Source organism: Amycolatopsis sp. NPDC047767 (genome assembly GCF_040704195.1).
Taxonomy (GTDB): domain Bacteria; phylum Actinomycetota; class Actinomycetes; order Mycobacteriales; family Pseudonocardiaceae; genus Amycolatopsis.
Genome location: NZ_JBEYSJ010000064.1, coordinates 1 through 24,636, shown reverse-complemented (window position 1 = coordinate 24,636; position 24,636 = coordinate 1). Strand labels below are relative to the sequence as shown.

The 24,636-nt window shown below is 67.5% G+C and carries 28 protein-coding genes and 2 pseudogenes; 17 read left to right on the top strand and 13 right to left on the bottom strand.

The window, feature by feature from the left end; genetic code table 11:
- Positions 1-1,120: 1,120 nt before the first annotated feature.
- Complete coding sequence (locus AB0878_RS48495) at positions 1,121-1,684, bottom strand: hypothetical protein (RefSeq protein WP_366590268.1); 564 nt, start codon at positions 1,682-1,684, stop codon at positions 1,121-1,123.
- Positions 1,685-1,848: 164 nt separating this feature from the next.
- On the opposite strand from AB0878_RS48495, the gene AB0878_RS48490 reads away from it, so the two are divergent.
- Positions 1,849-2,586 (top strand): TetR/AcrR family transcriptional regulator, encoded by a 738-nt coding sequence (locus AB0878_RS48490; RefSeq protein WP_366590266.1) that lies wholly within the window; start codon positions 1,849-1,851, stop codon positions 2,584-2,586.
- Positions 2,587-2,647: 61 nt separating this feature from the next.
- On the opposite strand, the gene AB0878_RS48485 is transcribed toward AB0878_RS48490, so the two are convergent.
- Positions 2,648-3,340, bottom strand: a complete 693-nt coding sequence (locus AB0878_RS48485; RefSeq protein WP_366590263.1) for a tyrosine-type recombinase/integrase — start codon at positions 3,338-3,340, stop codon at positions 2,648-2,650.
- On the opposite strand from AB0878_RS48485, the pseudogene AB0878_RS48480 reads away from it, so the two are divergent.
- Positions 3,261-3,614: pseudogene (locus AB0878_RS48480) on the top strand (GNAT family N-acetyltransferase); the annotation flags it as partial. The gene AB0878_RS48485 and the pseudogene AB0878_RS48480 overlap by 80 nt on opposite strands.
- Positions 3,615-3,867: 253 nt before the next feature.
- Here AB0878_RS48480 and AB0878_RS48475 read toward each other — a convergent pair.
- The gene (locus AB0878_RS48475) at positions 3,868-4,128 is read right to left on the bottom strand and encodes a hypothetical protein (RefSeq protein WP_366590260.1); all 261 of its coding nucleotides are present in this window, start codon (positions 4,126-4,128) and stop codon (positions 3,868-3,870) included.
- Between the two features lie 761 nt (positions 4,129-4,889).
- Here AB0878_RS48475 and AB0878_RS48470 point away from each other — a divergent pair.
- The 10 genes and pseudogenes from AB0878_RS48470 to AB0878_RS48425 all read left to right on the top strand — a co-directional run.
- Complete coding sequence (locus AB0878_RS48470) at positions 4,890-5,210, top strand: helix-turn-helix domain-containing protein (protein WP_366590257.1); 321 nt, start codon at positions 4,890-4,892, stop codon at positions 5,208-5,210.
- Positions 5,211-5,297: 87 nt separating this feature from the next.
- Positions 5,298-5,441: a hypothetical protein gene (locus tag AB0878_RS48465; RefSeq protein ID WP_366590255.1), complete on the top strand. Its 144-nt coding sequence runs from the start codon at positions 5,298-5,300 to the stop codon at positions 5,439-5,441.
- Positions 5,438-5,749, top strand: coding sequence for a hypothetical protein (locus AB0878_RS48460; protein ID WP_366590253.1), 312 nt, complete (start codon positions 5,438-5,440; stop codon positions 5,747-5,749). The genes AB0878_RS48465 and AB0878_RS48460 overlap by 4 nt, the downstream gene beginning before the upstream one ends.
- Before the next feature lie 252 nt (positions 5,750-6,001).
- Positions 6,002-7,027, top strand: a complete 1,026-nt coding sequence (gene ligD / locus AB0878_RS48455; RefSeq protein WP_366590250.1) for a non-homologous end-joining DNA ligase — start codon at positions 6,002-6,004, stop codon at positions 7,025-7,027.
- Positions 7,028-7,032: 5 nt separating this feature from the next.
- On the top strand, positions 7,033-7,956 hold the full coding sequence (gene ligD, locus AB0878_RS48450) for a non-homologous end-joining DNA ligase (RefSeq protein ID WP_366590247.1): 924 nt from the start codon (positions 7,033-7,035) through the stop codon (positions 7,954-7,956).
- A gap of 64 nt (positions 7,957-8,020) precedes the next feature.
- Positions 8,021-8,344, top strand: coding sequence for a hypothetical protein (locus AB0878_RS48445; protein ID WP_366590244.1), 324 nt, complete (start codon positions 8,021-8,023; stop codon positions 8,342-8,344).
- 195 nt (positions 8,345-8,539) lie between these two features.
- On the top strand, positions 8,540-9,118 hold the full coding sequence (locus AB0878_RS48440; protein ID WP_366590242.1) for an XRE family transcriptional regulator: 579 nt from the start codon (positions 8,540-8,542) through the stop codon (positions 9,116-9,118).
- Between the two features lie 120 nt (positions 9,119-9,238).
- Positions 9,239-10,291 (top strand): 2-oxoglutarate and iron-dependent oxygenase domain-containing protein, encoded by a 1,053-nt coding sequence (locus tag AB0878_RS48435; protein WP_366590240.1) that lies wholly within the window; start codon positions 9,239-9,241, stop codon positions 10,289-10,291.
- Between the two features lie 12 nt (positions 10,292-10,303).
- Positions 10,304-11,665 carry a nucleobase:cation symporter-2 family protein gene (locus AB0878_RS48430; RefSeq protein ID WP_366590237.1) on the top strand — a complete coding sequence of 454 codons (1,362 nt, stop codon included), beginning with the start codon at positions 10,304-10,306 and terminating at the stop codon, positions 11,663-11,665.
- A 194-nt stretch (positions 11,666-11,859) separates the two neighbouring features.
- A pseudogene (locus tag AB0878_RS48425) lies at positions 11,860-12,320 on the top strand (hypothetical protein); the annotation flags it as partial.
- Here the strand turns inward: AB0878_RS48425 and AB0878_RS48420 are convergent.
- The 4 genes from AB0878_RS48420 to AB0878_RS48405 all read right to left on the bottom strand — a co-directional run bounded on the left by AB0878_RS48420 (position 12,269) and on the right by AB0878_RS48405 (position 14,337).
- Positions 12,269-12,436 carry a hypothetical protein gene (locus AB0878_RS48420; protein ID WP_366590233.1) on the bottom strand — a complete coding sequence of 56 codons (168 nt, stop codon included), beginning with the start codon at positions 12,434-12,436 and terminating at the stop codon, positions 12,269-12,271. The pseudogene AB0878_RS48425 and the gene AB0878_RS48420 sit on opposite strands and share 52 nt — an antisense overlap.
- Before the next feature lie 218 nt (positions 12,437-12,654).
- Positions 12,655-13,179 (bottom strand): hypothetical protein, encoded by a 525-nt coding sequence (locus tag AB0878_RS48415; RefSeq protein WP_366590230.1) that lies wholly within the window; start codon positions 13,177-13,179, stop codon positions 12,655-12,657.
- Positions 13,180-13,612: 433 nt separating this feature from the next.
- Complete coding sequence (locus AB0878_RS48410; RefSeq protein WP_366590228.1) at positions 13,613-14,095, bottom strand: cupin domain-containing protein; 483 nt, start codon at positions 14,093-14,095, stop codon at positions 13,613-13,615.
- Positions 14,096-14,109: 14 nt separating this feature from the next.
- Positions 14,110-14,337 carry a hypothetical protein gene (locus tag AB0878_RS48405; RefSeq protein WP_366590225.1) on the bottom strand — a complete coding sequence of 76 codons (228 nt, stop codon included), beginning with the start codon at positions 14,335-14,337 and terminating at the stop codon, positions 14,110-14,112.
- A gap of 521 nt (positions 14,338-14,858) precedes the next feature.
- Between AB0878_RS48405 and AB0878_RS48400 the strand changes: the two genes are divergently transcribed.
- From AB0878_RS48400 to AB0878_RS48390, 3 genes are all read left to right on the top strand, one after another.
- Positions 14,859-15,002 (top strand): hypothetical protein, encoded by a 144-nt coding sequence (locus tag AB0878_RS48400; protein WP_366590222.1) that lies wholly within the window; start codon positions 14,859-14,861, stop codon positions 15,000-15,002.
- Positions 15,003-15,104: 102 nt separating this feature from the next.
- Positions 15,105-15,530: an ATP-binding protein gene (locus tag AB0878_RS48395; protein ID WP_366590221.1), complete on the top strand. Its 426-nt coding sequence runs from the start codon at positions 15,105-15,107 to the stop codon at positions 15,528-15,530.
- Positions 15,531-15,596: 66 nt separating this feature from the next.
- A complete protein-coding gene (locus tag AB0878_RS48390; RefSeq protein ID WP_366590220.1) occupies positions 15,597-15,944 on the top strand; it encodes a hypothetical protein in 348 nt (115 codons plus the stop codon).
- A gap of 280 nt (positions 15,945-16,224) precedes the next feature.
- Here AB0878_RS48390 and AB0878_RS48385 read toward each other — a convergent pair whose 3' ends face one another.
- The 4 genes from AB0878_RS48385 to AB0878_RS48370 form a co-directional block, all read right to left on the bottom strand.
- Positions 16,225-19,302, bottom strand: a complete 3,078-nt coding sequence (locus tag AB0878_RS48385) for an HsdR family type I site-specific deoxyribonuclease (RefSeq protein ID WP_366590219.1) — start codon at positions 19,300-19,302, stop codon at positions 16,225-16,227.
- Between the two features lie 3 nt (positions 19,303-19,305).
- On the bottom strand, positions 19,306-20,190 hold the full coding sequence (locus tag AB0878_RS48380) for a hypothetical protein (protein WP_366590217.1): 885 nt from the start codon (positions 20,188-20,190) through the stop codon (positions 19,306-19,308).
- Between the two features lie 279 nt (positions 20,191-20,469).
- Positions 20,470-21,648 carry an N-6 DNA methylase gene (locus tag AB0878_RS48375; protein ID WP_366590215.1) on the bottom strand — a complete coding sequence of 393 codons (1,179 nt, stop codon included), beginning with the start codon at positions 21,646-21,648 and terminating at the stop codon, positions 20,470-20,472.
- Positions 21,645-22,037 carry a type I restriction-modification system subunit M N-terminal domain-containing protein gene (locus tag AB0878_RS48370; RefSeq protein WP_366590213.1) on the bottom strand — a complete coding sequence of 131 codons (393 nt, stop codon included), beginning with the start codon at positions 22,035-22,037 and terminating at the stop codon, positions 21,645-21,647. Before AB0878_RS48370 ends, AB0878_RS48375 begins: the two co-directional genes overlap by 4 nt.
- Before the next feature lie 313 nt (positions 22,038-22,350).
- Between AB0878_RS48370 and AB0878_RS48365 the strand changes: the two genes are divergently transcribed.
- Both AB0878_RS48365 and AB0878_RS48360 read left to right on the top strand, forming a co-directional pair.
- The gene (locus AB0878_RS48365; RefSeq protein WP_366590210.1) at positions 22,351-23,085 is read left to right on the top strand and encodes a DddA-like double-stranded DNA deaminase toxin; all 735 of its coding nucleotides are present in this window, start codon (positions 22,351-22,353) and stop codon (positions 23,083-23,085) included.
- Entirely contained in the window at positions 23,079-23,510 is a 432-nt protein-coding gene (locus AB0878_RS48360) for an Imm1 family immunity protein (protein ID WP_366590208.1), read from the top strand. Before AB0878_RS48365 ends, AB0878_RS48360 begins: the two co-directional genes overlap by 7 nt.
- A gap of 165 nt (positions 23,511-23,675) precedes the next feature.
- Here the strand turns inward: AB0878_RS48360 and AB0878_RS48355 are convergent, their stop codons facing one another.
- Together AB0878_RS48355 and AB0878_RS48350 are read right to left on the bottom strand one after the other, a co-directional pair.
- On the bottom strand, positions 23,676-23,903 hold the full coding sequence (locus tag AB0878_RS48355) for a DUF397 domain-containing protein (RefSeq protein WP_366590205.1): 228 nt from the start codon (positions 23,901-23,903) through the stop codon (positions 23,676-23,678).
- A complete protein-coding gene (locus AB0878_RS48350) occupies positions 23,900-24,541 on the bottom strand; it encodes a DUF5753 domain-containing protein (RefSeq protein WP_366590203.1) in 642 nt (213 codons plus the stop codon). The genes AB0878_RS48355 and AB0878_RS48350 overlap by 4 nt, the downstream gene beginning before the upstream one ends.
- Positions 24,542-24,636: the final 95 nt, after the last annotated feature.

Here is a 24,636-nt window from a genome sequence, read left to right as displayed (position 1 = left end):
TCTCACTTATTACCACTTAATTATCTCCCCCCCGCCGCCTCTTTTCCCCCCCCCCCCCCTCTTGTACCTTGTTCTCCGACCCCCCCCCCCCCCCCCCCCCGCCGGCCCCCCCCCCCCCCCACGCCGAAGATGAGCGACAGCAGCGTGAAGACGACGCCGCCGGCCAGGGCCAGCGGGTTGCCGAGCGACACCAGCACCACCACGGTGGTGAGGGCGACGACGGCGTTCAGCGCCTGCAACACTGCGGCCGCGCCGCAGACGCGACGCGACCGCCAGGCAGGCGAAATGTACAGATTCATCGATCGATCTACTTTCTACTAGTGCTCAGTGGGCCACTTCTTCCCCGTAGTCGCGCATGGCAGTTGCAGCTGCCGATGCGCTTGGGGAACCCGATAACAGCCAACCAGAATCCGAGTTTCTGCACCATGAAATGTGCGACCAGGTTTGCTCAACCTCCATTTCCCCAGTTAAACTCCGCACACCCGCGACTGCGAGCGTGACGGCCGTCACCTCCCCTGGTCGGGCGGAAACTTCTGGAAACTCTTGGAAACTCTGCCCTGCTCTGCAAATTCGCCGAGGGGGTTGAAAAATCCGCCCCCGCAACGGCCGATAGACCCTGTCCAAGAGTGTTCAGAAACTAGGCCTGGAACTAGCCTCGCAGGTTAGTTTCGACGAGAGTTTCCGGTGTTCTTCGGAAGAGCTTCTTCACAGAGTGCTCTAAAGACAGGACGGAACTCCTGAGGTAGCTTTAGGAGAACCTAGTTTTCTCGGTCGTTTCCCTAGTTGCTCAGTGGGCCGACACGAGAAGGCCGGGCGTGAAGCCGAGAAGTCCCGTTGCAGCGGGACGGCTTCTCACCCGGCCACGTTTCTTCCATCCCCCTCGGTGACGGCAGCGGTCTGGGGGCCGCTCGTTGACGGTCAGGCTGTAGGTGCGTTTGATCGCCACCCGACCTCACGAGGCCATGCGCTGCTGTCGCTCAATCTTCCCGGCGCCCTTCCTGAGCGGTCTCCCCGTCGCTGGGGGCTGCCGGTTCTCACAGACTACATCTAGGGGTTGGGGCTCGCACGTGCCCCAAGGGGTGGCGTGTCGCGGGCTCACCCTCGCGGGTTGGTCGATCACTCAGAGCGGCTGATGGGGGGCTCGCCAGCCGCGACCTGCAGCCTGGTCCGCCAGCCATGCAGCCTGCCCGCCCCCGGCACCACGGCCTTCCGGTAGCAGGCGCCGAAAAAGCAACGATTGGCTCGGTTGAGCGGTCGGCGCCTGCCTACCGGAAGGCCGGCTCCTGCTGCCGGTGCACGACCGTCGCGACAGCCTCCTACCCGAGGCCACCGTGCTCGTGTGGGACACCCAGCACCGGGCGATCGCATACTGCGCGAAGGTGCTCGTGGACGTCCCGAACACCTCGTCGCCCGGTGCGAAGCCAGTGACGCCTGAGCCGACCGCCTCGACAGTTCCGGCCAGGTTCCGGCCTGGGTTGGCGTACTTCGGGCGGCGTAGTCCGAAGCCTGCGAGCCGGATCGGATAGGGCAGGCCGGACATGATGTGCCAGGTGCCCCGGCCCACGCTGGCCGCGCGCACCCCCACGAGGATGTCGCCGTCCCCCACGGTCGGTGTGTCGATCTGCACGACCCGGAAGAGGTCCTCGGGAGCGCAGCTGTAGCGGTCCTGCACGACCGCCGTCATCGTTGCCCGTCCGGTCTCGCTGGGGGGACCCCTGAGTCTGTCGAGGTGCATTGAACGCATCGTGACCCTTTCCTTGTTGATCTCTGAACGGTGTACATGATTTGTACGGTGTACAGAGAACGGTCTACCCTGCTCGTACCGAAGTCAAGAGGAGGAAGGCTCCGTTGTCCGAATCAGGCAGGCGACGCCCTCGCGGTCCGCGGCGTGCCCTCACCGAGAACGAGATCCTCGACGCGGCGCTGAGCCTCCTCGACCACGGCCCGAATGCCGCGTCCGTGCGAGCGATCGCCGCGCGGGTGGGCGTGGTCCCGAACGCGATCTACACCTACTTCCCGGACAAGGCCGCCGTGGTCGATGCGCTCGTCGAGCGGCTGCTCGGCGAGGTGGACCACGACGTCTTCGCCGACCGTGCGCAACCCTGGCGCGACCGCGTGGAGGCGCTGGCCCTGGAACTGCGTGCGAAACTGTCCGCACATCCGGGCGCGGTCAGCCTGATGGTCGGCAGCCGGATGGATGGGCCCATCGCGCAGGCCCTCACCGAACGGCTCCTGCAACTGCTGGCCGACGCGGGACTCGGCCCCACCGACGCCGCCCGGGCGTCCTACCTGCTGTTCGTCTACATCTTCGGCTCCCTCGTCCTGGAAGTCGCCGATGTGCAGCAACCGGCCCCGCTGCCGGCGGAGTCGGAACGGATCGCCACCCGCCAGCTCGCCTTCTCGGCGAGACCGCCCGACCAGTTCCCGCTCAGCGCCGCGGCGGCGGCAACGATGGCCGGCTACATCTCCACCGAGCAGTACCTCTGGGGCCTTCACCGGATCCTCGAGGGCCTCACCGCCCGCGTGGCGGTGCGGCGCAAGTCGGGCAGAACCAGCCGAGCCACCTCCGCCCGGACCACCCCGTAGGGGTTCCCGGACATCTCGCGGAATATCCAACGGAATAGCCGTTGACCAGTGCGAACGAAGATTAGCGGCGTGCGTGTTCGCGTCGGCGGCGGGCGGCGCGGATCTCGTCGTCGGCGACTTTGTCGGCGAGCAGGGTGTAGATCTGGGTGGTTTCGGTACTGGCGTGGCCGAGCCGGCGGCGGACGACCTCGATGGAGACGCCGGAGTTGATGAGTTCGGTGGCGTGGGCGTGGCGCAGCTGGTGGATCTCGATGTCGAGCCCTGCGGCGGTGCAGTAGCCGTTCCATCGGTGGTGGGCGGCGTCGTAGGACAGTGGGCCGCCGCTGCCGTTGATGCTGGCGCGGAACATCGGCCCGGCCGTGTATCCGGAGCGTGCGAGGTAGAGCTTGCCCAGGGCGACGTATCCGCGGTCGTCGAGTAGGACGGTGCGCACGGTGCCGCCTTTGCCGTGGGTCTGGACGTGTTCGTCGTCCAGGCGCAGGTCGAAGTCCTCGACGTAGAGCCCGCACACCTCGGCCGCGCGGGCGCCGCAGACGTAGGCGGTCTCGAACAGCAACCGGTCGCGCAGCCGGTCCAGCGGACCGTCCTTGCGCGGCCGGCGGGTGCAGATCGTGGCGAGCACCGTGTGCACGTCTTTCGCGGCGGCCGGGCGCGGCAGCGTCTTCGGGACCTTGATGGTGTCGATGCGGTCCATCGGGTTCGCGTCGAGTTCCAGCCGGGCGCTCAGCACTGGTTCGAACCGGTCCGGGGGCATTGACCGCAGCGAAAAGGCCGAAGTCGAGCGCAAGGCCGAGAACGACCGTGTTTATGGGCAGGGCCGCGGCGGCCAGGGTGCGAGCCAATCACCCCGGCGCTGGTCACGAAGGTTGGCGAAGGTCTCGACCCTGGCGGTGGCCGAGCCCTTCCGCGGCAGCGGGATCGGCGCGGCGCTGCTGAGCGGGGTGCAGAAGGTGTTCTTCGCCAACGGCTACCAGTACGTCTACGGCCAGATCCTGCCCGAGCGCCCGCACCTGGTGGGCTTCTACCGCCGGGCCGGGTTCGACGTGCTCGAACCCGGCGAAGCCCTCGACCTGTGGACGGTGTTCGGCATCCCCGGCGGCATCCGCCCCGACCAGGGCGTGCAGGTCGGTGGGGTCCAGTGCATCGACCTCGACCTGGATCAGGTGCCCGTGCGCGGCGGTGAAGCGGTAGTCCCGCAGTCCGACGGCCTTTCCGTTGCCTCCCTTGTTGTTCAGGCCGATTCGCCGGGTGCGTCGTTGGACGTGCCGGTATGTCTGGCGTTCAGGCGCCGAGGCGGCTGTAGAGGCGGCTGGCCAGGGAGGCGGCCAGTTGGTTCAACTCCCCTGGCGGATCGAGCTGCGCGAACTGCCCGAGCAGCTCCGCCGCCGCGTAGGCCTCGGCCTCCGACAGCATCGCCACCCACCGTTCCCGCCGCCCCTGCTCCACCACCCGCGTCAGGGCTTCGGCGTACTCGCTCAGGTCACGCACCCTGAGCAGGCCGTACCGATCACCGATCGGATCGGGCTTGACCTCGCCACTCATGCTCTGTGCCCCCTCGCCTCACCATCCGTCCGACACTCCCCCAAAAATCTATGTCGACTGGAGTAGACATTCAACGGCGAGTGTGTGTAGTGTTCTCCACGTACGAGAGAGACAACGTCAAGCAGGCGCGGGAGAGAACGTAACTACCCGCGAGGTGAGACAGGACGGTCAGGCAGGACGGAGCCGATCAAGGAACAGGTTCCGGCTGGTGACCGGAGCAGTACCCGGGACCGAGGTCGTAAAGAGGTTTGACTCAGGTAGTACCGGTCCCGGAGCAGTAGTGCAGGACGCGGGCGGAGCGTGTGCGCCCGTGAAGATCAGCAGTATCAGCAGTGGTTGTTGTTGTGTGTTAGTGCAGTTGCAGGGCCGGTCAGGTGGCCGGAGCCGATCAGTGAACGGGGCTCCGGGCAGTGACCAGCGGCGTCAGTGCGCTGGGACCGATCAGTGGAAGGGTTCCCCGCGATGACGTTCGCAAATGAAGTAGCAGTACCGAGTAAGTGGAAAACACAGGAAAGAAGGGAACGGGAACATCATTGGATCGCCCGCAGCGGCCAGGTAGCGCCGCGCGGGTGCCGCAGTCCCATCGAGTTCGGAGGTGGTGCTCGGTTACGAATGAGCGATCCCCGCGGGATCCGGCTTTCGGCCGGACGCGGGTGCAGGACGCCGGCGGTCACGTCGGTTAGCAATGATGAAAGCCCAAACCCTTGAGGACCCCGGGTGCCGCATGCGGCGCCCGGGGTCCTTCGTGATGTGGAGGTGGAATGATCCCTGACCAAGAAGGACCGGCCACGCCCAGCGGGGCCGACAAGTTCGACGACGAGCACTACCCCGGCTACACCATGGGCCGGGCCGCCGACATGCTCGGCACCACCCAAGGCTTCCTACGCAGCCTCGACGAAGCCGGCCTGATCACCCCGCAACGCTCCGCCGGTGGCCATCGCCGCTACTCCCGGCACCAGCTGCGCCTGGCCACCCGCGTGCGGGAACTGGTCGATCAGGGCACCGCCGTGGATGCCGCCTGCCGCATCATCACTCTCGAAGACCAACTCCACGAAGCCCAGCGCCTCAACACCCTCGACTGACTTCGGCACGCGGCCACCGGCGCCGCGTGCCGATATGCGGCTGTGCCGGCGCCGTAACACTCGCAGGGTGGGCGGCGACCCCGTGGTGTGTGTTCCCCGAGCCCGGCCCCGGACCGGCTGACGCGGCTGCTGGCCGCGTGGCGCCGCGACGTCGACACCGAGCCGCTCGCCCCGTCGCTGGCGATCGCGGCACTGCGCCGGCGCGGAACGGCGCGACTGTCGAAGCGGTGACCTGCGCCAGCCCAGGCAACGTGATGACGAGGAGCGGCGAGATGACCCTGTACTCAGGCTTCACCGAGACGACGCCTGCACCGCGCTCGAACGCGGCCGGTCGCCGGTTCCTGCTCGTGCGAGAAGCCGGGCAAGACGCCGCGGGCCTGCGACACGCGGTGCGCGGCGGCACCGACTATCCGTTGTGCGACAGCACCTTGCGCATCGTCATGCGCATCGAACCGTTCGGGCCGGGCGTCGACGGCCACGGCTTGAGGACCTGCCAGCGATGCGCCGCGATGGCCGAGCCGAACAGTGAGTTGCCGTAGCCCGCAGACCACCGCCGCGGTGCCCTGCGGGCGAGACGGGCCGGCGCTGTCATTGGCCTGGACCACGGCCGTCGTGGCCGCCGCCGCTGTGCCGTGGCGCGGCGGTACCCGCCTGCCATCCGCGCGAAACCACCCGTCAGGGCTGCTGACCTGCGCTTTTCCGTCTGCGACGGGGCGTCTGCGGGGTTAGGCTCGCGCCAGATGTCGCCGGGCGCGCCCTGTCCGGCGGGGCGGGCGAGCCGGGGAGGTCTGATGGCCACGCGCGAGCAGGGTGACCGGTCGGTGGTGCCCGGCTACGTGGAGCCGATGCTGGCCACCGCCGACGGCGGCCGGTTGCGCGACGACCCGAAGTACGCCTATGAGTTCAAGTGGGACGGCTACCGCTGCCTCATGCGGGTCGCCGGGGACGGCACGACTGTGCTGACCAGCCGCAACAACAACGACTTCACCCCCCGCTTCCCCGAACTCGCCGGCGCCCTGGCCGACACGCTGGGCGGGCGGCGCGCGGTGCTCGACGGGGAAATCGTGGCCCTCGACGAGCAGGGCCGGCCGGATTTCGGGCTGCTGCAAAACCGCGGGACCACCGCCGCCCCGGTCGCCTACTTCGTGTTCGACGTCCTGCAGCTCGGCGACGAGATCCTGCTCGAGCGGTCCTACGACCAGCGCCGCACCGTCCTCGATGGCATCGAGCTCGGCGACGGCAACCTGGTCGCGATCACCCCCTCCTACAGCCACGCCGACCTCTCCGCGACCGGCATGACCCCGCAGGACCTGCTCGACGTCGCCGCGAAAACCGGCCTGGAGGGGCTGGTCTACAAGGTCCGGACCTCGAAGTACCGGCCTGGCCGGCGCAGCCCCGAATGGCTCAAGCACCCGCTGATCCAGACGCTGGAGGTGGTGATCGGGGGCTGGCGCCCCGGCCAGGGCAGCCGCGACGGCCTGCTCGGCGGGCTGCTGCTGGGCGCGCACGACCGCGACAGCGGGGACCTGCTCTACATCGGCGACGTCGGCACCGGCTTCACCCACCAGGCCCTGCTCGACGCCCAGCAGAAACTCGACCCGCTCGCCCGCCCGGCAAGCCCGTTCGCCAACGAGGTCCCGCGCGACCGCGCCCGCGGCGCCCGCTGGGTGGAACCTTCGCTGGTCGGCGAGGTCGTCTACCGCCAGTTCACTCCCCGCGAACACCGCCTCCGGCACACGGCCTGGCGCGGATGGCGCCCCGATCGCCGGCCCGGTGAAGCCCTTGTTCCCGAGCACAGCCCCGACGCCGGCGGGTGAGTGCGGTGCCGGACGGGAAGATCGCGGTGCAGGTCGGCGAGCGGCAGCTTGTGCTGTCCAACCTGGACAAACCGCTGTACGGCAACGGCTTCAGCAAGGGCGAGGTCGTGCACTACTACGCGAAAATCGGCCCGATCATGCTCCCCCACCTCCGGGGCCGGCCCACAACGTTCGTGCGGTTTCCCGACGGGACAACCGCCGGCGGGGCGTTCTTCGAGAAGAACCTCCCCCGCGGCGCGCCCGAGTGGGTCCAGACCGTGACGCTGCCCAGCTCCGGATCCCGCTCTGGCCGCGGCCCCGGCACGATCACTTACCCGCTGATCGAAGACCTGCCGAGCTTGGTGTGGGCGGCCAACCTCGCCGCGCTCGAAATCCACGTGCACCAGTGGACCATCGGCTCCGGCCCGAAGCGCCAAGCCCCGGATCGGCTCGTGTTCGACCTCGACCCCGGCGAGGGCGCCTCGGTGGTCGAGTGCTGCCGGGTCGCCGAGCGGCTGCTCGAGGTCCTCACCGCCGACGGCCTCACGCCCTTGCCGAAGACCAGCGGCTCGAAAGGCCTGCAGATCTGCTGCGGCGTGCGGACGCGGCGGCGCGACCGCACCTCCGCCTACGCCAAGGCCATCGCCGAACAGCTCGCCTACGAGCTGCCTGACCTCGTCGTGGCGAAGATGGCGAAAAACCTGCGCACCAACAAGGTGTTGATCGACTGGTCCCAGAACCACGTCGCGAAGACCACCATCGCCCCGTACTCCCTGCGCGGCCGCGCTACCCCGACCGTGTCCACGCCGATCACCTGGGACGAAGTCCGCGCCTGCCGCACCACGGCCGAGCTCACCTTCACCGCCGAGGACGTGCTGAACCGGGTCGACGAGCACGGCGACCTGCTCGCCGAGCTAGGGACGACCCGCGTGGCGCTGCCCGATCGCTGAACCGCGCGGAGGCGTTGGTGTTGGCCAGGTCGGCGAGGAAGTCGTTGATGTGCCGGGCGAGCGGGTGAGCCCGGTCGAGCTGCCCGCCGGTCGACGTCATGCCCTCATCCGGATTACCGCAGCCGCCGCGTTGGCCGCGGTCAGCGACACGAACCCGACCTACGTAACCGGAGCCGACCGGTGCCGGATCTCGTTCACCGCCTTGCTCATGCTTGAGCAGCCAGGCTTCGCGGAACTGGAGGAGAGGGTCTTGCTTCCCGTGCCCCTCCGGCCGGAGGGGTACGGCCTCGCGTTCCTCGAACCCGAGGAGCAATCGGTGACCTGCATCGGCACGATCCAGCAGATCGAGAACCACCGCGAAGCCAACGCCGCCGGCACCGCGCTCTGAGCAGGTCCCGATGGTGGCGTTCCGCTGCCCGCGCCGTCGCCGTCGTCGTCGGCAGCAGCGCCGAGCCGGCCCCGGCCGGGAGCGGCGCGCCGCAGCCACCAAAACCGTCCGGTGAGCGCCCTGTCCGGCGCGCGTTAGTCAACCCGGTCTTAGATGGTGTCGCCTATCGTCAGGCTCGACGAAAAGGGAGTGGTGATGGCGACGGACACGGGACGAGCCGGCGAAGCCGGGGCGCTTGTCGGGGCCGCGGTACGAGCGGCGCGGACGCGATCGGGGCTGTCCACCCGAGAGCTTGCCGCGCGCGCCGGCATCAGCCAGCCCTTCCTGAGCCAGCTGGAGCGAGGGTTGCACGCACCGTCGGTCAACACCTTGTACCGGCTCGCCGAAGCGCTGGCCGTCTCCCCCGCCGACCTGCTGCCCGCGCTGCCGGCCTCGCCGATCCGCGTGGTGCGGGCGGCGGATCGCCGGCTCGACGCCCTGAACGAACGGCCCGAGACGGCGTACTCGAGGACTGCCCGCAGCTCGGGTGCCATCGCCGAGATCGTCGAGTACGTCGCGGAGCCGGGCCAGGACATCGACGGCTGGTTCTGGCGGGACAGCGACGAGGCGCTGATCGTCCTGGAAGGCCGCCTGCGAGTCGAGTTCGAGGGCGAGGCGTCCGTGCGGCTCGATCCGGGCGACTGCCTGTTCCATCCCGGCGCGGCCCGGCACCGCTGGGCCCGGGTGGACGAGGACAGGTTGCGCGTGGTGCTGATCGTCGCCGGCGATAGGTGACACCAATCGAAACGGGGGGTTCTTCGGTTGGTCACATGTCCGCAACACAGGTCACGACACTGGTGAACCTGGTGCGCGGAGGCGGCCGCCCCGCGCTCGATGCGAAAGGTCGGTGCCACCATGTCCGGTCCCCACTCCGGCACCCTGCAGGTCCCCCTCATCGACATCAGCCGCTGGCCCGGCGGGTCCGCGTCCGACCGGGCCGCGATCGCGGCGGCGGTCGACGAGGCGGCCCGGACGGTCGGCTTCATGCAGATCGTCGGGCACGGCATCCCGGCCGCGGCGGCCGACGGGCTCGCCGGGGCGATCGACGCGTTCTTCTCCCGGCCTGCGGACGAGAAACGACAGTGGCGCCCCGCGACGCCGGAGACCAACCGCGGCTACACCCCGCCCCGCGCGGAGAAAGTGAGCCTCAGTCTCGGTGTGACCAGCCCGGAAGACCTGTTCGAGGCGTTCAACGTCGGCGCCGACGTGACCGCGGCCGGGGCACCGGAGCTGCCCGAGGAGCACTACCCGGCGAACATCTGGCCACCCGTGCCCGGTTTCCGGGAGCGGGTCGCGGAATGGATGACCCACGCCGGCGCACTGGCCCACCGGCTCACCGACATCTTCGCGCTCGCGCTCGGGCTCGAGGAAGACTTCTTCGCCACCCGCACGACGCGCTCGATCGACGTGCTGCGGATGAACAACTACCGCCTGCCCGAGCAGGAGACGGTGGTGGACCGGGGCCAGATGGGCATGGGTGCGCACACCGACTACGGCATCGTCACCGTGCTGTGGGCCGACGCCGTGCAGGGGCTGCAGATCCTCGACGGCGACGGGGCGTGGCACGACGTGTTGCCCGCGGACGGCGCGCTGCTGGTCAACCTCGGCGATGCCCTGGCCCGCTGGACGAACGACCAGTGGCGCTCGACCCTGCACCGGGTGCTGCCACCGACCGACGGCACGGGCCGGTTGATCCCGCGCCGGTCGGCCGCCTACTTCCACGACGGCAACTTCGACGCCGTCATCGAGGTCCTGCCCCAGTGCGTGCCCGAAGGCGAGCAGCCGCTCTACACGCCGACCACCGTGGCCGACCACATCGCCGCCAAGCTCGCCGGGTCCCGGGCCCTGCGGCCGAACGCCGCGGCGGAGCGCGAGGCCGCCCGCCTCAACGCCGCCGCGGCCCGATAGGAGGTCGCCCACATGTCCCCCACCGAGAACGGGGTCCGCCACCCCGTCGACCAGGTGCCGCCGACGGGCCGGCTGCTCCTGCTGGGCCTGCAACACCTGTTCATCATGTACACCGGCTGCATCGCGGTACCGCTCATCTTCGGGGCGGCCGCCGGTCTGTCGCACGACACGATCACGCTGCTGGTGGACGCCGACCTGCTCGTGTCCGGGGTCATCACGCTCATCCAGAGCGCCGGGGTGGGCCGGATCCTCGGGGTCCGGCTGCCCATCGTGGCGGGTGCCACGTTCACCCTGATCACCCCCATGATCCTGATCACCAAGGGCTACGGGCTACAGGCGGTGTACGGCTCGATGCTGCTCGCGGGGATCTTCGGGCTCGTCATCGCGCCGCTGTTCGCACGGCTGGTGCGGTACTTCCCGGCGATCGTCAGCGGCACGGTGATCACGGTGATCGGGCTGTCCCTGATCGGGGTCGGCGTGCAGATGGTCGCCGGGAGCGACACCACCGCGCCGGGCTACGCGTCGGTGCCGCGACTGGCGCTGGCGGCCGGGGTGATCGTGGTCGTCGTCGCGATCATGCGGCTGTTCAAGGGAATCCTCGGCCAGGCCGCGGTGCTGATCGGGCTCGTGCTGGGCACCGCGGTGGCGGTGCCACTCGGTTTCGTGAACCTGGCCGGGGTCGCCGGCGCCCCGTGGTTCGGGTTCCCGATGCCGTTCCAGTTCGGCGTCCTGCACTTCCCGATCGCCGCCGTGCTCTCGATGTGCGTGGTCATGCTGGTGACCTTCACCGAGTCCACGGCCGACATGCTGGCGGTCTCGGAGATGGTCGGCAAGCCGCTCAGCCGAGGCGACCTCGCCCGCGGCCTGGCCGCGGACGGGCTCTCCGGAGTGCTCGCCGGAATCATGAACTCGTTCATCGACACCGCCTACGCCGAGAACGTCGGCTTGGTCGAGATCACCCGCATCCGCAGCCGGTGGATCACGGCGGCGACCGGCGTCATGCTGATCGTGCTGGGCTGCGTGCCCAAGCTCGGGGCGGTGGTGGCGTCGCTGCCGGACCCGGTGGTGGGCGCGGCGGGGCTGGTGATGTTCGCGATGGTATCCGCGGTCGGGATCAGGGTGCTCAAGAAGGTCGACTACGCCGACAACCACAACCTGCTGGTCGTCGCCCTGTCGATCGCGGTCGGCATGGTGCCGGTGGTGGCGCCGTCGATCTACACGCACCTGCCGCAGGGCCTGCAGATCGTCTTCGGCAGCGCCATCACCAGCACCGCGCTGTGCGCGTTCGTGCTGAACGTGTTGTTCAACCACGCGCGGGGGCGCAGAAAGCGCGCCCCTGCCGCCGGCGTGGAGCAAGCGTCGCGGGCGGCGTGAGCCAGAGGCGGCCTACGTAATTGGATTTTGTAGCCAAGGTTACGCACGGAAGCGCACGGCACGCAGGGTGACAGTTCGCCGTTGATATTAACGCTACGTAGGGCACGCGCTGGCTTTCGCTGGGTCGTGACAACGCCTCCGCGAGCGCCCATGCTTACGGCATGGCCTTGGAACCGCCGACCTGGCCCGACGGCCTGCGGGAGGTCCTCACCGCCGACGGCCTCACCCCGCTGCCGAAAACCAGCGGCTCGAAGGGAATGCAGGTGTGCTGCGGCGTGCGGACCCGCCGGCCGGACCGGACCTCGGCCTACGCCAAGGCCGTCGCCGAGCAGCTGGCCGGCGAGATGCCCGAGCTGGTGGTGGCGAAGATGGCGAAGAACCTGCGCACCGACAAGGTGTTCATCGACTGGAGCCAGAACAACCCCGCCAAGACCACCATCGCCCGTACTCCCTGCGCGGCCGCGACACCCCCACCGCGTCCACCCCGATCACCTGGGACAAAGTCCGCGCCTGCCACACCCCCGCCGAGCTTGCCTTCACCGCCGACGACGTGCTGCACCGCGTCGACGAGCACGGGTCGCGTCCGCGGCGAGCTCGCCCGGGTCAGCTGTACTGCTTGGCCAGCTTTTTGGCGTTGGCGATGGCGACGTCGTAGGCGGGCTTGGCGGTGTAGATGTCCTGGAAGCAGCCGGCGCAGAGCACGCCGCCTTCCCCGGGCTCGGACTTCTGGGACCGGAAACACGTCGTCGTCGCCTGCTCGTCCTCGGCCACCCGTACTCCTGTCCGCGTCTGCATCGTCACTTCAACCGTAGGCCGACCTACCCGGCGCGACGGTGCTCGACAGGCCCCTCGCGGTGTGGCCTTCACGGCGTCTGCGCTGCTCGACGAAGTCCTCACGCGGCGCTTCACGCGGGCGATCGCCGCAGGCCTGCAGCTGTGGTCGCAGGCCTGCGACGCTGACAGGAGCAGTGGTGCCCTGCGGTGCTGGGTCAGCCGATGCCGGTGACCTGCAGGGCGGTCGTCCAGTTGGTTTTGATCGCGGAGCGGGCGGCCGACAGGGTGATGGTGCCGGCGCAGACGGCGTTCTTCAGCTTGGTTTCGGTGCCGTCCTTGGTGTGCGCGGTCTGGGTGCCGGAGTAGGGCTCGGGCCAGAGGTTGCCCGGGTCCTTGGGTGAGCCGCCGAGCTCGAGCGGGATCATGTGGTCTTCTTCGTAGTCGGCGAGGTTGGTGTCGCTGTAGCCGTAGTCGGCGATGCCCTGGACCTTGAGCGCGTTGGTGTAGGACGTGGACGGGCGCACGGTGGCGGTCCAGCCGGACACGCAGATAGTGCTGTGGATGGTGGACTGAGTGACCGCCGAGTAGTAGACACCCGGGGTGCAGCTCGAGTCGGGCAGGGGCAGGTACGAGCGGGAGCAGGTCGCGGCCTCGGCCACGCCGCCGGTGATGATGATGCCGCCGCCGACGAGCGCGACAGCGGCCCAGACCGCGGTGACCGAGCGAACGAGGACACGCATGCGAAGCCTCCGGAAAAGCCGTCCCCGGGCCTGATCGCCGGGGGCGTTGACATCGCACCCCACCAGCCGGGATCCGGAAAAGAACCACCAGCGTGAACGTCGTGTGCCAGCACCGGGACACCGACTCAAACACCGCCGCTGTCAACCACCGGACGGTCCACAACGACCGGCGCGAACCACCCAGCACGCGCAAACCGGACCGGCCTGTCCGTCGACCACGGCGATGCGTTCGCCGCTGGGATGCCCCCGATCCCCGGTTCTGAGACCGACCGGCGCGAAGGTCCAGCACCCTAGACCGAAGTCAGGAACCTCCCGTGCCGCCGGTGCCTCGTCACAGCGAACCGTGTCCAGCCATCGACACCGAAGCCTATGAAGCTCCCGATCAACTGCGGCGCCGGGGATTCCGGGCATTGCCCGCCGTAGCGGTTCCGGGCTATGAGTGGGCGTCGTCGACTTTGAGCTCGGCTCCGGGGTCGGCGACGAAGACGACCAGGAGCCGGGCCTGTGCTGACGAGCTGGTGTTCTCCGTGAGGACGTGGTGAGCACCCGGCTGCTCGATCCAGTTCTGGCCTGGATGGAAGGTGCTGATGGGTTGGCCTTCGAGTTGGCTGCGTACGGTGCCGTCGAGGACGTAGGCGTAGACGAACGCGTCGCCGTGCCGGTGCGGGGCCGCGCGTGCGCCGGGCGGCAAGGTGACGATCACTGAGGTGAAGGTCTTGCCTTGCACATTCGGCAGGGCCTGCTGGAGCAGTGGGGTGAGGGTTTCGGTGGGTGGCTGCGATGCCGTGGCGGGCATCGGGGCCGTGGTGGCCGTCGGGGTCGTGGCCGGCGCGGGCTGGTCCGAGGCGGCGCAGGCCGTGGCCCCGGCCAGCGCGGCGACGGCCAGGACGCTGCTGGCGATCCGCATTCCGATCATGAGAAGTCTCCTGTTCAGCTTTCAGTGACGCGGATGATCGTCTTGCCGGGAGTGCGCTTGCCCGGGGCGAGCGCGGCCGGTGCTTCGGCGAGTGGCCGTACGGGGCCGACGATCGGCTTGAGCCAGCCGTCCCTCAGGCCTGTGGCGCGGTCGGGTTCGACGACGAAGAAGACAGCCCGCCCGTCCGTGGGCTGGACGTTGGGCGGCATGGCGATCGTGACGAGCGTGCCACCGGCGCGCACCAGGGCGGCCGAGCGGTCGAGAACGTCCGTCTCCGCCGATCACGTCGAACACCACGTCGACTCGCCGACGCCCTCCAGCGTCTCGGTCTGACCCGCATGACGACGTCGTTCTGGGCCACGGGGGTCGGGCAGGGCCGTCAGTGACAGCCCTGCGATACCGGCGTCTGGGTCTCGAACAACGATCGCTGGCATGACAACCTTTACTGGGAGGGGATCGATCGAGCGCACCTGCTCGCGAGCGTTCCTCGTCGCCACGTTGTGCGTTCTCACCAGGGAGACGAGGGAGCCAGTCGGGCGTGGCAGCTCAGACGTGTTTGAGTTGTCCGGGTCGATGACCCTGCGGACGCGGTGATCAGATCGTTTGGGATCTGCACCGTTTCGACGGACTATACGCGGCCCTGCCGATGGAACATGAGCGCGAGCTCGCCGCCGACCTCCGCGAAATCGATGTGGTCCGGACGTCAATCCGCACGGACCAGATCGACCTGGGCACGGCGGTGCAGCGTGGGCGGGTCCGGTGAATGTTTTCAACCCTGTCGGGACTGGGCGAGCTGGACTCGACGCTCACGTTCGACGCGCTGTCCGGGTTCGGGCAGGGGTGGCAACGGCCTTCTTCGACTTCTACGACACTCGCCGAGGACGCCCTCATCACCCGCCCGCACTGACGTGCCCTCACCTGCGGTGCGCTCATCCGCCCGGCGAGGGGGTACTCGTGGATCTTCGACACCGTAGGACCGCTGATCAGCGGAGAACCGGGAGCGCGCACGATGTGCTCGGCGAGCAGCCGCGACGACGACCCCGCGCCGACGTTGCGGCTGCAGCAGCCGGCGCGCCTGCTCGACGCCTCCACCCTGCGTAACGCCCTCACCGACTGGGCCCGCGCCCGAGGTCTGCCCGACGAGCTGATCGACGACCTGGGGCTCGCCGTCTACGAAGCGCTCGTCAACGCCGCCGAACACGCCTACCCCACCGGGGTCATCGGCACCATCCACCTGCACGCCCGCCACGACGAGCAGACCGTGCGGGTGACCGTCACCGACCAGTGGCGGCCCCAGCCCGCGCCCGACCCGGTTCGCGGCCGCGGGCTGCCGTTGATCCACCTGCTCACCGGCCACGCCGAGATCACCCCCACCGACCACGGCACCGCCAGCACCATGACCTGGCAGCTCGGCCGCGGCCGCCACCACGGCTAGGCGTCCTTGCGGCCGTGGTGGCGGCCGCCGCGGTAGGTTCGCCGCGTGCAGCGGGAGCACGGTGTGATGAGAGCTAGCTGGATCTGCCTGGCCGTGGTCAGCGCCGGCATCCTCGGCTTCGGCGCGGTGGTGCTGATCGTGCCGCCGAACGGCGACAGCCTGCTCTACCGCGCGGACGGGCTGGCTTCGTTCGGGCTGGGCGTGTTCGGGCTGCTGCTGGCTGTCATCCCGTTCCGCCGCCGGGAGCGATGGGCTTGGGCCACGCTGTGGTTCTACCCCGTGTTCTGGCTGGCGCACCTGGTTTTCGGCCTGCCGCCGGGCACCGACCACGTGCACCAGGCCGTATTCATCGTGCTCTCCCTGGCCGGCCTGGTGCTGCCGGTCCGACAGTTCTTCCCGGCAGGCGTGCGGTGACCGCGAAGGCGGAAGCGTTGATCCAGGCCTAATCCGGTGTCGCATGATGTACATGTCAGGAGAAGAACGCCTCTGCCACATTTGGCGTAAACCACGCGTGCTGACCTGGTGATTTGCCGGGCAAGGCTCTCACCTTGTCGTTTGCAGTGTCAAGCCGTCGTCGTGCGTCGCACACCAGGTGGCCTGAGTCGTCGTTTTCGCGGACTCTTCCCACGTTCATTCCCACGAATAGGGAAGCCAGAACTTGTGAGACGCAGGTTGCCGGGCTTTCGTGCAGTCGTCAGTCAACGAGGTAGTGGGCTTCGATGTAGGCGACGGTGGAGTCATACGGCTCCCCCACTGGCTTCAACATGTACCGCCGGAAGACCGCGGCCGTGGCGCGGCGGACGCCTCGGTTGCGAGCGTCGGCGTTGTCCCATGACCTGGCGAGGGTGTGGGTAACCACCTGGTCGATCTCCTCGGCCAGGTTCCTCTCCGTGACTGTTAAGCCGGACGGTGCATGGTCGTGGATGATCCGCGACAGGACACCCACGTGGTCGTTATCCAGCACGACGACAGCTTCGTCGGGGTGCTTCGCGGCGTCCACGACGGCACGGGCGACTCGGAGGGCTTCGGACAGGAAGTCCAGGGCGTCCTGGGCGTTCTGGATGATCCGGTCCCGCAGCAGCCTGATCCGCTCCGCGAGGGCGATGTACTTCGCAGACCCCGGTTCGACGCCCTCATCGAGGGCGGCCTTGATACGGTCCAGGATCTCCGCCGCGGACGGCGGCGTCTTACCCTCGCCGTCGTCCTTGCCGGGCTTGGGACGGACGAGGGCCAGCAACTCCTTGAGGACGGCGATGCCCTGGGCGTCCATGACGAGGGCTTCCTCTTGGGCGGCGACCACGGAGAACGAGTGGATGTGGGCATTGATGATCTCCAGGACCATCGGCCCGAGCTCGCTCAGCCGTTCCTTCCTCTCCTCGTCGGAGGACTTCTTGAACAGGGTCGTGTACACGGACCCGAACAGCGCAAAGCCGTCCCGGTACTTGGCGACTCGCTTGTCGGTGTTGATGAGCGGGTACAGGCGGGCCAGGAGTCGGTAGTCCTTGGAGAACATCCCAGCGGCACCAGGGTTGGCATCCAGGAAGATGTTGATGGCTCGCACGGACTCGTATCCATGGACTGTGAGGTCCAGGCCATCCACGCCCACGAGGAGGTCTTCGATGCGGGCGAAGGTGGTACGGAACTCGGCGACCAGCTCAGACAGGTCGGCGATGAACCCGCCGCCCTTCCCTTCCCCCTCCGAGGTGGGATCAACTACGGCCCGCTGGACCTCTTCGGCCAGGCCGATGTAATCCACGACCACGCCGAAGGTCTTCACGAACCCGGTTGGGGACACCCAGGTGCGGTTCGGACGAGTGATCGTCTGGAACAAGGTGTGAGCCTTCAACGGCTTGTCCAGATAGAGGACGCCCTCATTGGGGGCATCGAACCCAGTCATCAGTTTCGCGGTCACCACCAGGAAGCACAGCGGGTCCTCCGGGGCAAGGAACCGCCGCTTCTGCGCCTCCTCCTCAGCCTCCGAGAGCTGGGACGCCCGCATGGCGGGGTCTTCGTCCTTGGAGTCCGAGACAGAAATGTTCACCTCAGCGGTGATCCTGTCATGCTTCCCGACCTCAGCGAGCACGTGCGACGCCTCGAAGCCGGCCAGCAGCTCGTTGATCTTGTCCGTGTACGACACGGCCAGCTCACGGTTGTAGGCGACGACCTGGGCCTTGAGGCCATTGCGGTAGGCGCCAGCCAGGTAGTGGTCCACGATGTCCTGGCAGACCGCGTGGATGCGGTCGGGGTTGGCGAACACCGAGGTAAGGCGCCCGAACTTGCGGGACAGGGACTCACGGTCGGGGTCGTCGAGGTCGAAGTCGTCGGCGAACTGGTCGAACTCAGCCTGCAACGCCTGGTCGTTCATCTCGAAGGCGACCGGGTGCGGGTCCAGCATAACCGGGACAGTCGCCTCATCCACCAGCGACCGGGACACCGAATACCGGTGCAACACCCTGCCCGGGTCCGCCTCCTCGCCGAAGAGGGCGAAGGTGTCGGTGGCGAGGTTGCGGACGGGAGTGCCGGTCATACCGAAGAACTTCGCGTGCGGCAACGCCGCCCGCATCTGCCCGGCCAACGACTTCGACCTGGCCGATTGCGTGCGATGCGCCTCGTCGACCAGCACGATGATGTTGCCCCGGGTCGACAGATTCTTGCCGGCGTCGGCGAATTTGTGGACGGTCGTGGAGATGACGCCGCGCACATCGTCGGCCAGCAGGGAACGTAACTCCTGACTGGTGGCAGGCTGGTGGAAATAGGCGTCCCCCATCGCGGAGGTGAATACCCCGGACGTCTGCCGCACGAGCTGCGTCCGGTCCGACAGCAAGATGATCGTGGGTGACTCGGTGCGGGTATCGGCCAGCAGCAGCGAGGCGGCGAACACCATCAGCAGCGTCTTCCCGGACCCCTGGTGGTGCCAGATCAGGCCCTTCGACCCGCCCTCCAGGATCCGCTCGTGGATCAGGTGCGCGGCCTCTATCTGCGGGTAGCGAGGCAGGTACTTCTTGTCCACCCCACCCCCTGAAGTGTCGAAGAGGGCGAAGTTCGCGAGCATATCCAGGATCGTGGCCGGATTCATCAACAGCTCGACGGAGCGCTGCACATCGGCCTGCCCGGACAGGTCCTCATCGTCCGCGGTGGACCGGAACGGCTGCCACATGTTCGTGGGGGCGCCGACGGCACCGAACCGCAGCTTCAGCCCGTCGGAGGCGACGGCGAAGACGTTGGGGGTGAAGAACCACGGGTACTCGGGGGCGTACACGTCGTTGATCTCGCGGGCCGCGTCGATCCACCCGGACTTCGCGGTCGGTGACTTCACCTCGACCACGACCAGGGGCAGGCCGTTGACCCAGTACACGAGGTCGAACCGGCGGGACGTCTTGCCCGGGACGGTGATGGTCACCTCGTCCGACACGACCAGCGTGTTGGCGGTTGGGTGTTCGAAGTCGATGACCTTCAAGGCGTGCCACACGCCATCGGCGTCGCGGAACTCCTTCAGCCCGCGCAGCAGGCGCAGCACCTGCTCGTTGGCCCGCACCAATCCGCCTTCCACAGAGTTGACCGTGGCGACGATCTCCTCGACTACCGCCTCTACGTCGAATCCGGCGATCACCTCGGGGTTGAACTGGGCGATGGCGTCCCGTAGATGGCCATCGACCACCGTCTGTGTCGTCTGACGCGGCAACGCTCGCCCAGCCGTGAACGTCCACCCCATCGGCAGGGACCACTGGATCATCAGGTTCTGAAATTCACGCTCCCGTACGCCCTTCGCCACAGTTCAGACCCCCAGTTCGGCAGACTCAATCTCAATGGTTCGGTCCAGCAAACCGGACAGCAGGGCCGCGCGCACCGCACGTAGCCCGTCAGCCTCCGCGCGCACGGCCGCGATGTGTGCCTCCATCGCCTGCAACTCGTAGATCGCCCGCTGCTGCTCCTGAGCCGAGGGAATGCCGACGGGCGACTGCATCAGACGCTTGCGGTTCAGGGTGCGGTTGCGTCCAGCCCCGCCGGGAGAGCAGCTAGCCAGGAGCCCCGTGCCTATATTGGTAGAAAAGAAAAGTCGAAAGAACTCGACATCCCCACCGTCGAGCCGCCGGTAGGTCGGGAAGCGGTGCGATCCGCAGTAGCCCTCTATCTCAGGGGGCACAATGGCGACCGCGCCCTCCCAAGCGAAGACAATGTTGATGACCAGGTCACCGGGCTCAACCCAGAACACCTTCTTGGACCCCAGGGACTCTCCGGTCACCACCTCCTTGGTGAACAGCCCGCGCCCGTGGGACCTGATCCCGATCTGCCGGTACTCGGCCTCAGGGGCAACGGTGATCGGGCGCTTGACCTCTGCCAGGACTTCGCCGATCGGCAGGGTGGTCCCTGTGGCCGCGTAGTGCGCGAACAGTTTTTCCTTACGCCCCCGAAACAGGGCATCCAGCGCGTCAGCCTCGAAGTCGAGCGCGGTGACCCGGTCGTCCACCGCACCGATGACCTCGACGATCCGCTCCTGTGTCGGCAGCGGGGGCAAAGCGAACGGGATGGCACGGAACGAAGTGTCGGAGATGGTCTTGCGGCGCAAAACCGTCCCCGAGGCGCGGTTCTGCATCTCCTTCCAGAACGCCGGAGTCTGGAAGTAAAGCCCCAGGAGCTCCGGAAGAGCTTTCTGGTCCACCTCATATGTGATGAACACACCGGAGACGTGGTGCCGTCATGCTCCGTCCGCGCGACGCCTACAGGGGCCTCGAATGCCGTGATCGTGCGGAGCACGACATCGTTCTCTCGCACCCTGTTCAGGCTCGAATATTTCGAGACACCGCCGACGAATGGCTCCTTCTTGCCGAGGCCGCGCCCGGACATCTGCACACTGACTGCCGGGTAGGTGACGTCATCCTCCACGGCCACCTTGCGGCGTACACGCGTCAGCAGGTCACCGAGGGTGATCTGCTTCCAGTCACTCATCGAAGCCCTCGATCCCAGCGTCGGCGAGCACGGCGAGCATGCGCGCCTCGGTCTTCTGCCGTTCGGCGCGGGTGAGATTGTAGGCCTTGATGAGGGTGCCAAGGTCTTCCCGCTCGACAGCGGACTGCTTGATGTACCGCTCAAAACTGAGGTCGTACCCGTTCGCCGCGATCTCCGCGGCGGGGACGAATCGCGCCGCGAGTCCGCCGTCGCCGTCAGGGTCGACCGGGTTGCCGTCGGAATCGAAGTTCGAGTGATAGGCGATCACCACATCAGCGATGTCCGCCTCTGTCAGGACGTTGCGGTTCTTGGCCTTGGTGAACCGCTTGGAGGCGTCGATGAACAGCACCCCGTCCTGGCGCTCCTCGGTTTTGGTGCCGGGAGCACGGAACACGAGGATGCAGGTCGGGATGGTAGTCGAATAGAAAAGGTTCACCGGCAGACCGATCACGGCTTCCAGGAGGTCGTCGTCTAGGACGCGCTGGCGGATGGCTGCTTCCTGGCCGCTGCGGAAGAGAACGCCGTGGGGTAGGACGACGCCAGCACGGCCCTTCTTCGGGCCCATGCTGGCGATCATGTGCTGAACGAACGCCCAGTCCGCCGACGACTGCGGGGCGACCCCGCCGAGGGCGCGCGGGTCATTGGTCCAGGGCTTCCACTTCAGACTGAAGGGCGGGTTGGCGACGATCACATCGAACTGCGAGACGGACCCGTCCGGCTTTTTGAAGCGCGGGTCCTTTAGCGTGTCGCCGACCTCGACCTGGAACTGGGTGAGGTTGTGCATGAAAAGGTTCATGCGTGCTACACCCGCGGTGTCCGGTACGGCCTCCTGCCCGTACAGCTTGAGCGTGTAGCCACGCCCGCCGTGCGCCTTTAGGAGGTTCGCGGAGGCGATGAGCATGCCGCCCGACCCGCAAGTCGGGTCGTACACCGACTCGAAGCCCTTCGGGTCGAGGACCTCGACGATCAGCTCGACGACCTCGCGCGGGGTGAAGAATTGGCCGGCGCGGGTTCCGGACCCGTCGGAGAACCGCTTGAGCAGGTACTCGTACGCCCCACCGAGCACATCGTGGGACATGTTGCCCTCGTGCATCTTCGGGGTGCGGTCCATCGCCTGCATGACCGCCGCCAACACGTCCGCCGACAGAACCTCTTCGGAGGTCCAAGTCATGGACCCGAAAGACGCGAGAATTTGTCAGGGTTGGCCGTCTCGATGGCCTGCAGGGAGGCGCGGACCCGCTGGCCGAGGCCAGCCTGGGTGATGGTGGCGAGGATCGACGACCAAGAGGCGCGCCGCTCCTGGACGGTGCCGGGGTGGATGAACGGAACCTCGAACGACTGGTAGTCGCGATACTCGATCTCGTGGGCTTCCTCGTCGGACAGGTCGTCCAAACCCTCATTGTCGGCCAGAAACTCCTGGTGGTGGTGCTCCCAGGTGTCCGACAAGTACTTCCAGAACATCAGCGGGAAGACGACCGAGGAGTACTGCGCTTCGGGCATCGCCACGCGCAGCTCATCGGCCGCGTCCCACAACCGGTTCTCGATCTCCTGCTGGGTCACTGCCATCAGTCGGGGGTGTCCTTGTTCGTCAAAGGGCGGCGACCCGAAGGCCATAGTGTTACTGCTGATCACCCTATTTTGGGCGTGCCCGGCATAGTACAGGCCGGGTGCGACAGAAAAACCGAGCTCGCTAGGTGACGACTATCCGGTTGACGAGATCCGCGTCCTCCACAGCTTGGATGACTCGACGCCCCGGGATAGAGGGGTCTGAAACACCATGGGGTGAGGGCACCCAGCCTGCGGGTTAGCCATCCTGTCAGCCAGCCGATGTACGGTGTTGATCTCCGGCAGACCTGGGTGGGGGCTACGCGCGGTGGTATCGGTCGAGCAGCTGGTACAGGGTGTCAACGCGGTGGTGGGCAAGCTCGCGGTGATCCGGGGGCTGTTCGTCCAGGCGAGCCAGGCGGCGGAGGAGGCCGGCAACACGCTGGCGCAGGCGACGGAGGGCACGCACGCGGATGAGGTAGCCCTGGCGCTGAGCCTGCTGGGCCAGAGCCGCGAGGGCATCGCGACGATGCACCAGCTGGTTGGCCTGGCGTCGCTGAGGCTGGAGAGCTACGTGGCCCGGGTCGGCGATGCCGAAGGCGGCGGGGGTGCCGCTGGCGGGACGACGGGAGGTCCGCTGGCTCCGCCGGCGGGCAAGGGTCAGTCGGAGGATCCAGTCGAGAAGCTGCGGCGCGAGTTGCCGCCGCCAGTGACTGGCGGTCGTGGGGTGAAGACGCACGGCCGGTGGTTTGCACCTGGTAAAAACACTACGGCCGTGACCAGCGGCCGGGACGCCTGGACGGACCGGGTGAACAAGGTGTTGAAGGAGGCCGGGTGTCAGTTTGTGCCGTTGACGGCCGCCGCCGACGTGGAACTCAAGATTGCTGCCGAGATGCGCGATACCGGGATCACGGACGCCACGGTGGTCATCAACAACGAGCCGTGCACGGGCCAGGCGAGCTGTGACAACTTGCTGGGCGTGGTGCTACCGGAAGGCAGCACGCTGACGGTCCACGGGGCCGGCGGCTTCAAGAAGGTTTACAAGGGAGGCAAGCGGTGGTGACGTTCGATGCGTACTACGACCCGGAGCACCGGGCGCCGGTCGCGTTGAGCACGCCGGCTCAGGTGGATGAGCTACTGGACCAGATGGTGGCCGAAGCCGAGTCGCCGAACGTCGAGGTGGGCTTGGTCGCCCAGCTCGACGGCAAGGACGGGGACGACTGGTCGTCTACCCTCCAGTTCGGGGTGCGCGCGGCGGCCACGATGTGCGGGTTCGTCGGCTACATGGGCAAGGGCGAGACGAGCGCGATCAGCGATAACGGCGCGACTTCGCCGGAACCGGTGGCCTACGACTACCAGTCCCACGAACGCGAGGTGCCGAGCAACGCGGAGATCCCGTGGCCCACGGTGCGCCAGGCTGTCCACGACTACGTTGCCTCGGGCGGCACCCGGCCTGCCGGAGTGCGCTGGCGGGAGCTTTCCTACTAGTCGTCAGCGGTTGCGGTCGGCGTTCCACCCGCCGGGCGTGGTGCGCGCGGTGTGGCGGTTGTGATGGGGCATCCAGAGTGGACGGAGCCCGCTAAGCTCCGACCACAAGGGACGGGCCCCTGGCGTGGTTTCGGCGCCAGGAACCCGTCCCTTCTCTTGTGCTGATTACCTGATGCGGGGAACCTGGATCTTCGAAACGGAGGTCAGGAAACCTCGCCATCCTGTGGCTGGCAGCGTGAAGGCGCCGGCCTCCGGGTCCTTGCTGTCCCGAACGAAGGCACCGTCTCCGTTCGGGGCGAATGCCACCTCGACGCAGTCGGTCTTGTCTGTGTCGTTGCCTGAGTAGCTGCTCTTGCGCCACTTCAGCGGAGCGTCAGGCATCTTGTCACTCATGACTTTTCGAGTACCTCTATCTGTTGGCGGATGAATTCAATCGACTTGTCGGGTGACAAGGCGATTCGTGCTGCGCGATCAAACAACTCGGCAAACCGCTGCACGTCTTCGGGATTGTCCACAAGATGGGAGTCCGCCAGCGACTCGAAGTAGACCCAGCTCGGCTCCCCGTTGTCGTAGTCGACCAAGGTCATGCCGCCCGCGCCGCACCCGTAGTCTCCCGCCTCTTTCGGGACAATCTGAATAGTTACGTTCTCCCAGCTCTCGGCCACCTCGGCGAGATGCTGAAGCTCGTCCAGCAACACCTCAGCGCTACCGACCTGACGGGTCACGGCAATCTCGTCCATGATCACGTGGTAGATCAGCGGCTTCGGGTCTGCCGGATCGATCCGCTTCTGGCGTTTATTGCGCACCCCGAAATGCTTGGGTTGGGACGATTCCGGGTCGGCGAGAGTCGCCCTGAGTGCCTGCATGTACTTCTCGTTCTGGAGCAGGCCAGGCACGAGGCCACCGCCAACCTGGCGCATCCGCCACGCAACGCCAGTTTCGTAGACCAGGCGTCGGAACGCTGATGGCGTACCCGAAGGAAGGCGTACGGGCTTCGGCTCGCTCTTCGCGGCCTCGTACAGCTCGCGCACGTGAGACGCCCCGAAATTTCCGGACAGCTTTCGTATGGCTAATTCATGCTGCGAGCTGTCGGTTCAGGTACTCGTTGTGGACCTCTAATGGGGTC

Coding starts and splice junctions, on each gene's coding strand:
- AB0878_RS48495 (WP_366590268.1), bottom strand. CDS start 1,684: ATGACGGCGGTCGTGCAGGACCGCTACAGCTGCGCTCCCGAGGACCTC.
- AB0878_RS48485 (WP_366590263.1), bottom strand. CDS start 3,340: ATGCCCCCGGACCGGTTCGAACCAGTGCTGAGCGCCCGGCTGGAACTC.
- AB0878_RS48475 (WP_366590260.1), bottom strand. CDS start 4,128: ATGAGTGGCGAGGTCAAGCCCGATCCGATCGGTGATCGGTACGGCCTG.
- AB0878_RS48470 (WP_366590257.1), top strand. CDS start 4,890: ATGATCCCTGACCAAGAAGGACCGGCCACGCCCAGCGGGGCCGACAAG.
- ligD (WP_366590250.1), top strand. CDS start 6,002: ATGGCCACGCGCGAGCAGGGTGACCGGTCGGTGGTGCCCGGCTACGTG.
- AB0878_RS48440 (WP_366590242.1), top strand. CDS start 8,540: ATGGCGACGGACACGGGACGAGCCGGCGAAGCCGGGGCGCTTGTCGGG.
- AB0878_RS48435 (WP_366590240.1), top strand. CDS start 9,239: ATGTCCGGTCCCCACTCCGGCACCCTGCAGGTCCCCCTCATCGACATC.
- AB0878_RS48430 (WP_366590237.1), top strand. CDS start 10,304: ATGTCCCCCACCGAGAACGGGGTCCGCCACCCCGTCGACCAGGTGCCG.
- AB0878_RS48415 (WP_366590230.1), bottom strand. CDS start 13,179: ATGCGTGTCCTCGTTCGCTCGGTCACCGCGGTCTGGGCCGCTGTCGCG.
- AB0878_RS48410 (WP_366590228.1), bottom strand. CDS start 14,095: ATGATCGGAATGCGGATCGCCAGCAGCGTCCTGGCCGTCGCCGCGCTG.
- AB0878_RS48400 (WP_366590222.1), top strand. CDS start 14,859: ATGTTTTCAACCCTGTCGGGACTGGGCGAGCTGGACTCGACGCTCACG.
- AB0878_RS48395 (WP_366590221.1), top strand. CDS start 15,105: ATGTGCTCGGCGAGCAGCCGCGACGACGACCCCGCGCCGACGTTGCGG.
- AB0878_RS48390 (WP_366590220.1), top strand. CDS start 15,597: ATGAGAGCTAGCTGGATCTGCCTGGCCGTGGTCAGCGCCGGCATCCTC.
- AB0878_RS48375 (WP_366590215.1), bottom strand. CDS start 21,648: ATGACTTGGACCTCCGAAGAGGTTCTGTCGGCGGACGTGTTGGCGGCG.
- AB0878_RS48355 (WP_366590205.1), bottom strand. CDS start 23,903: ATGAGTGACAAGATGCCTGACGCTCCGCTGAAGTGGCGCAAGAGCAGC.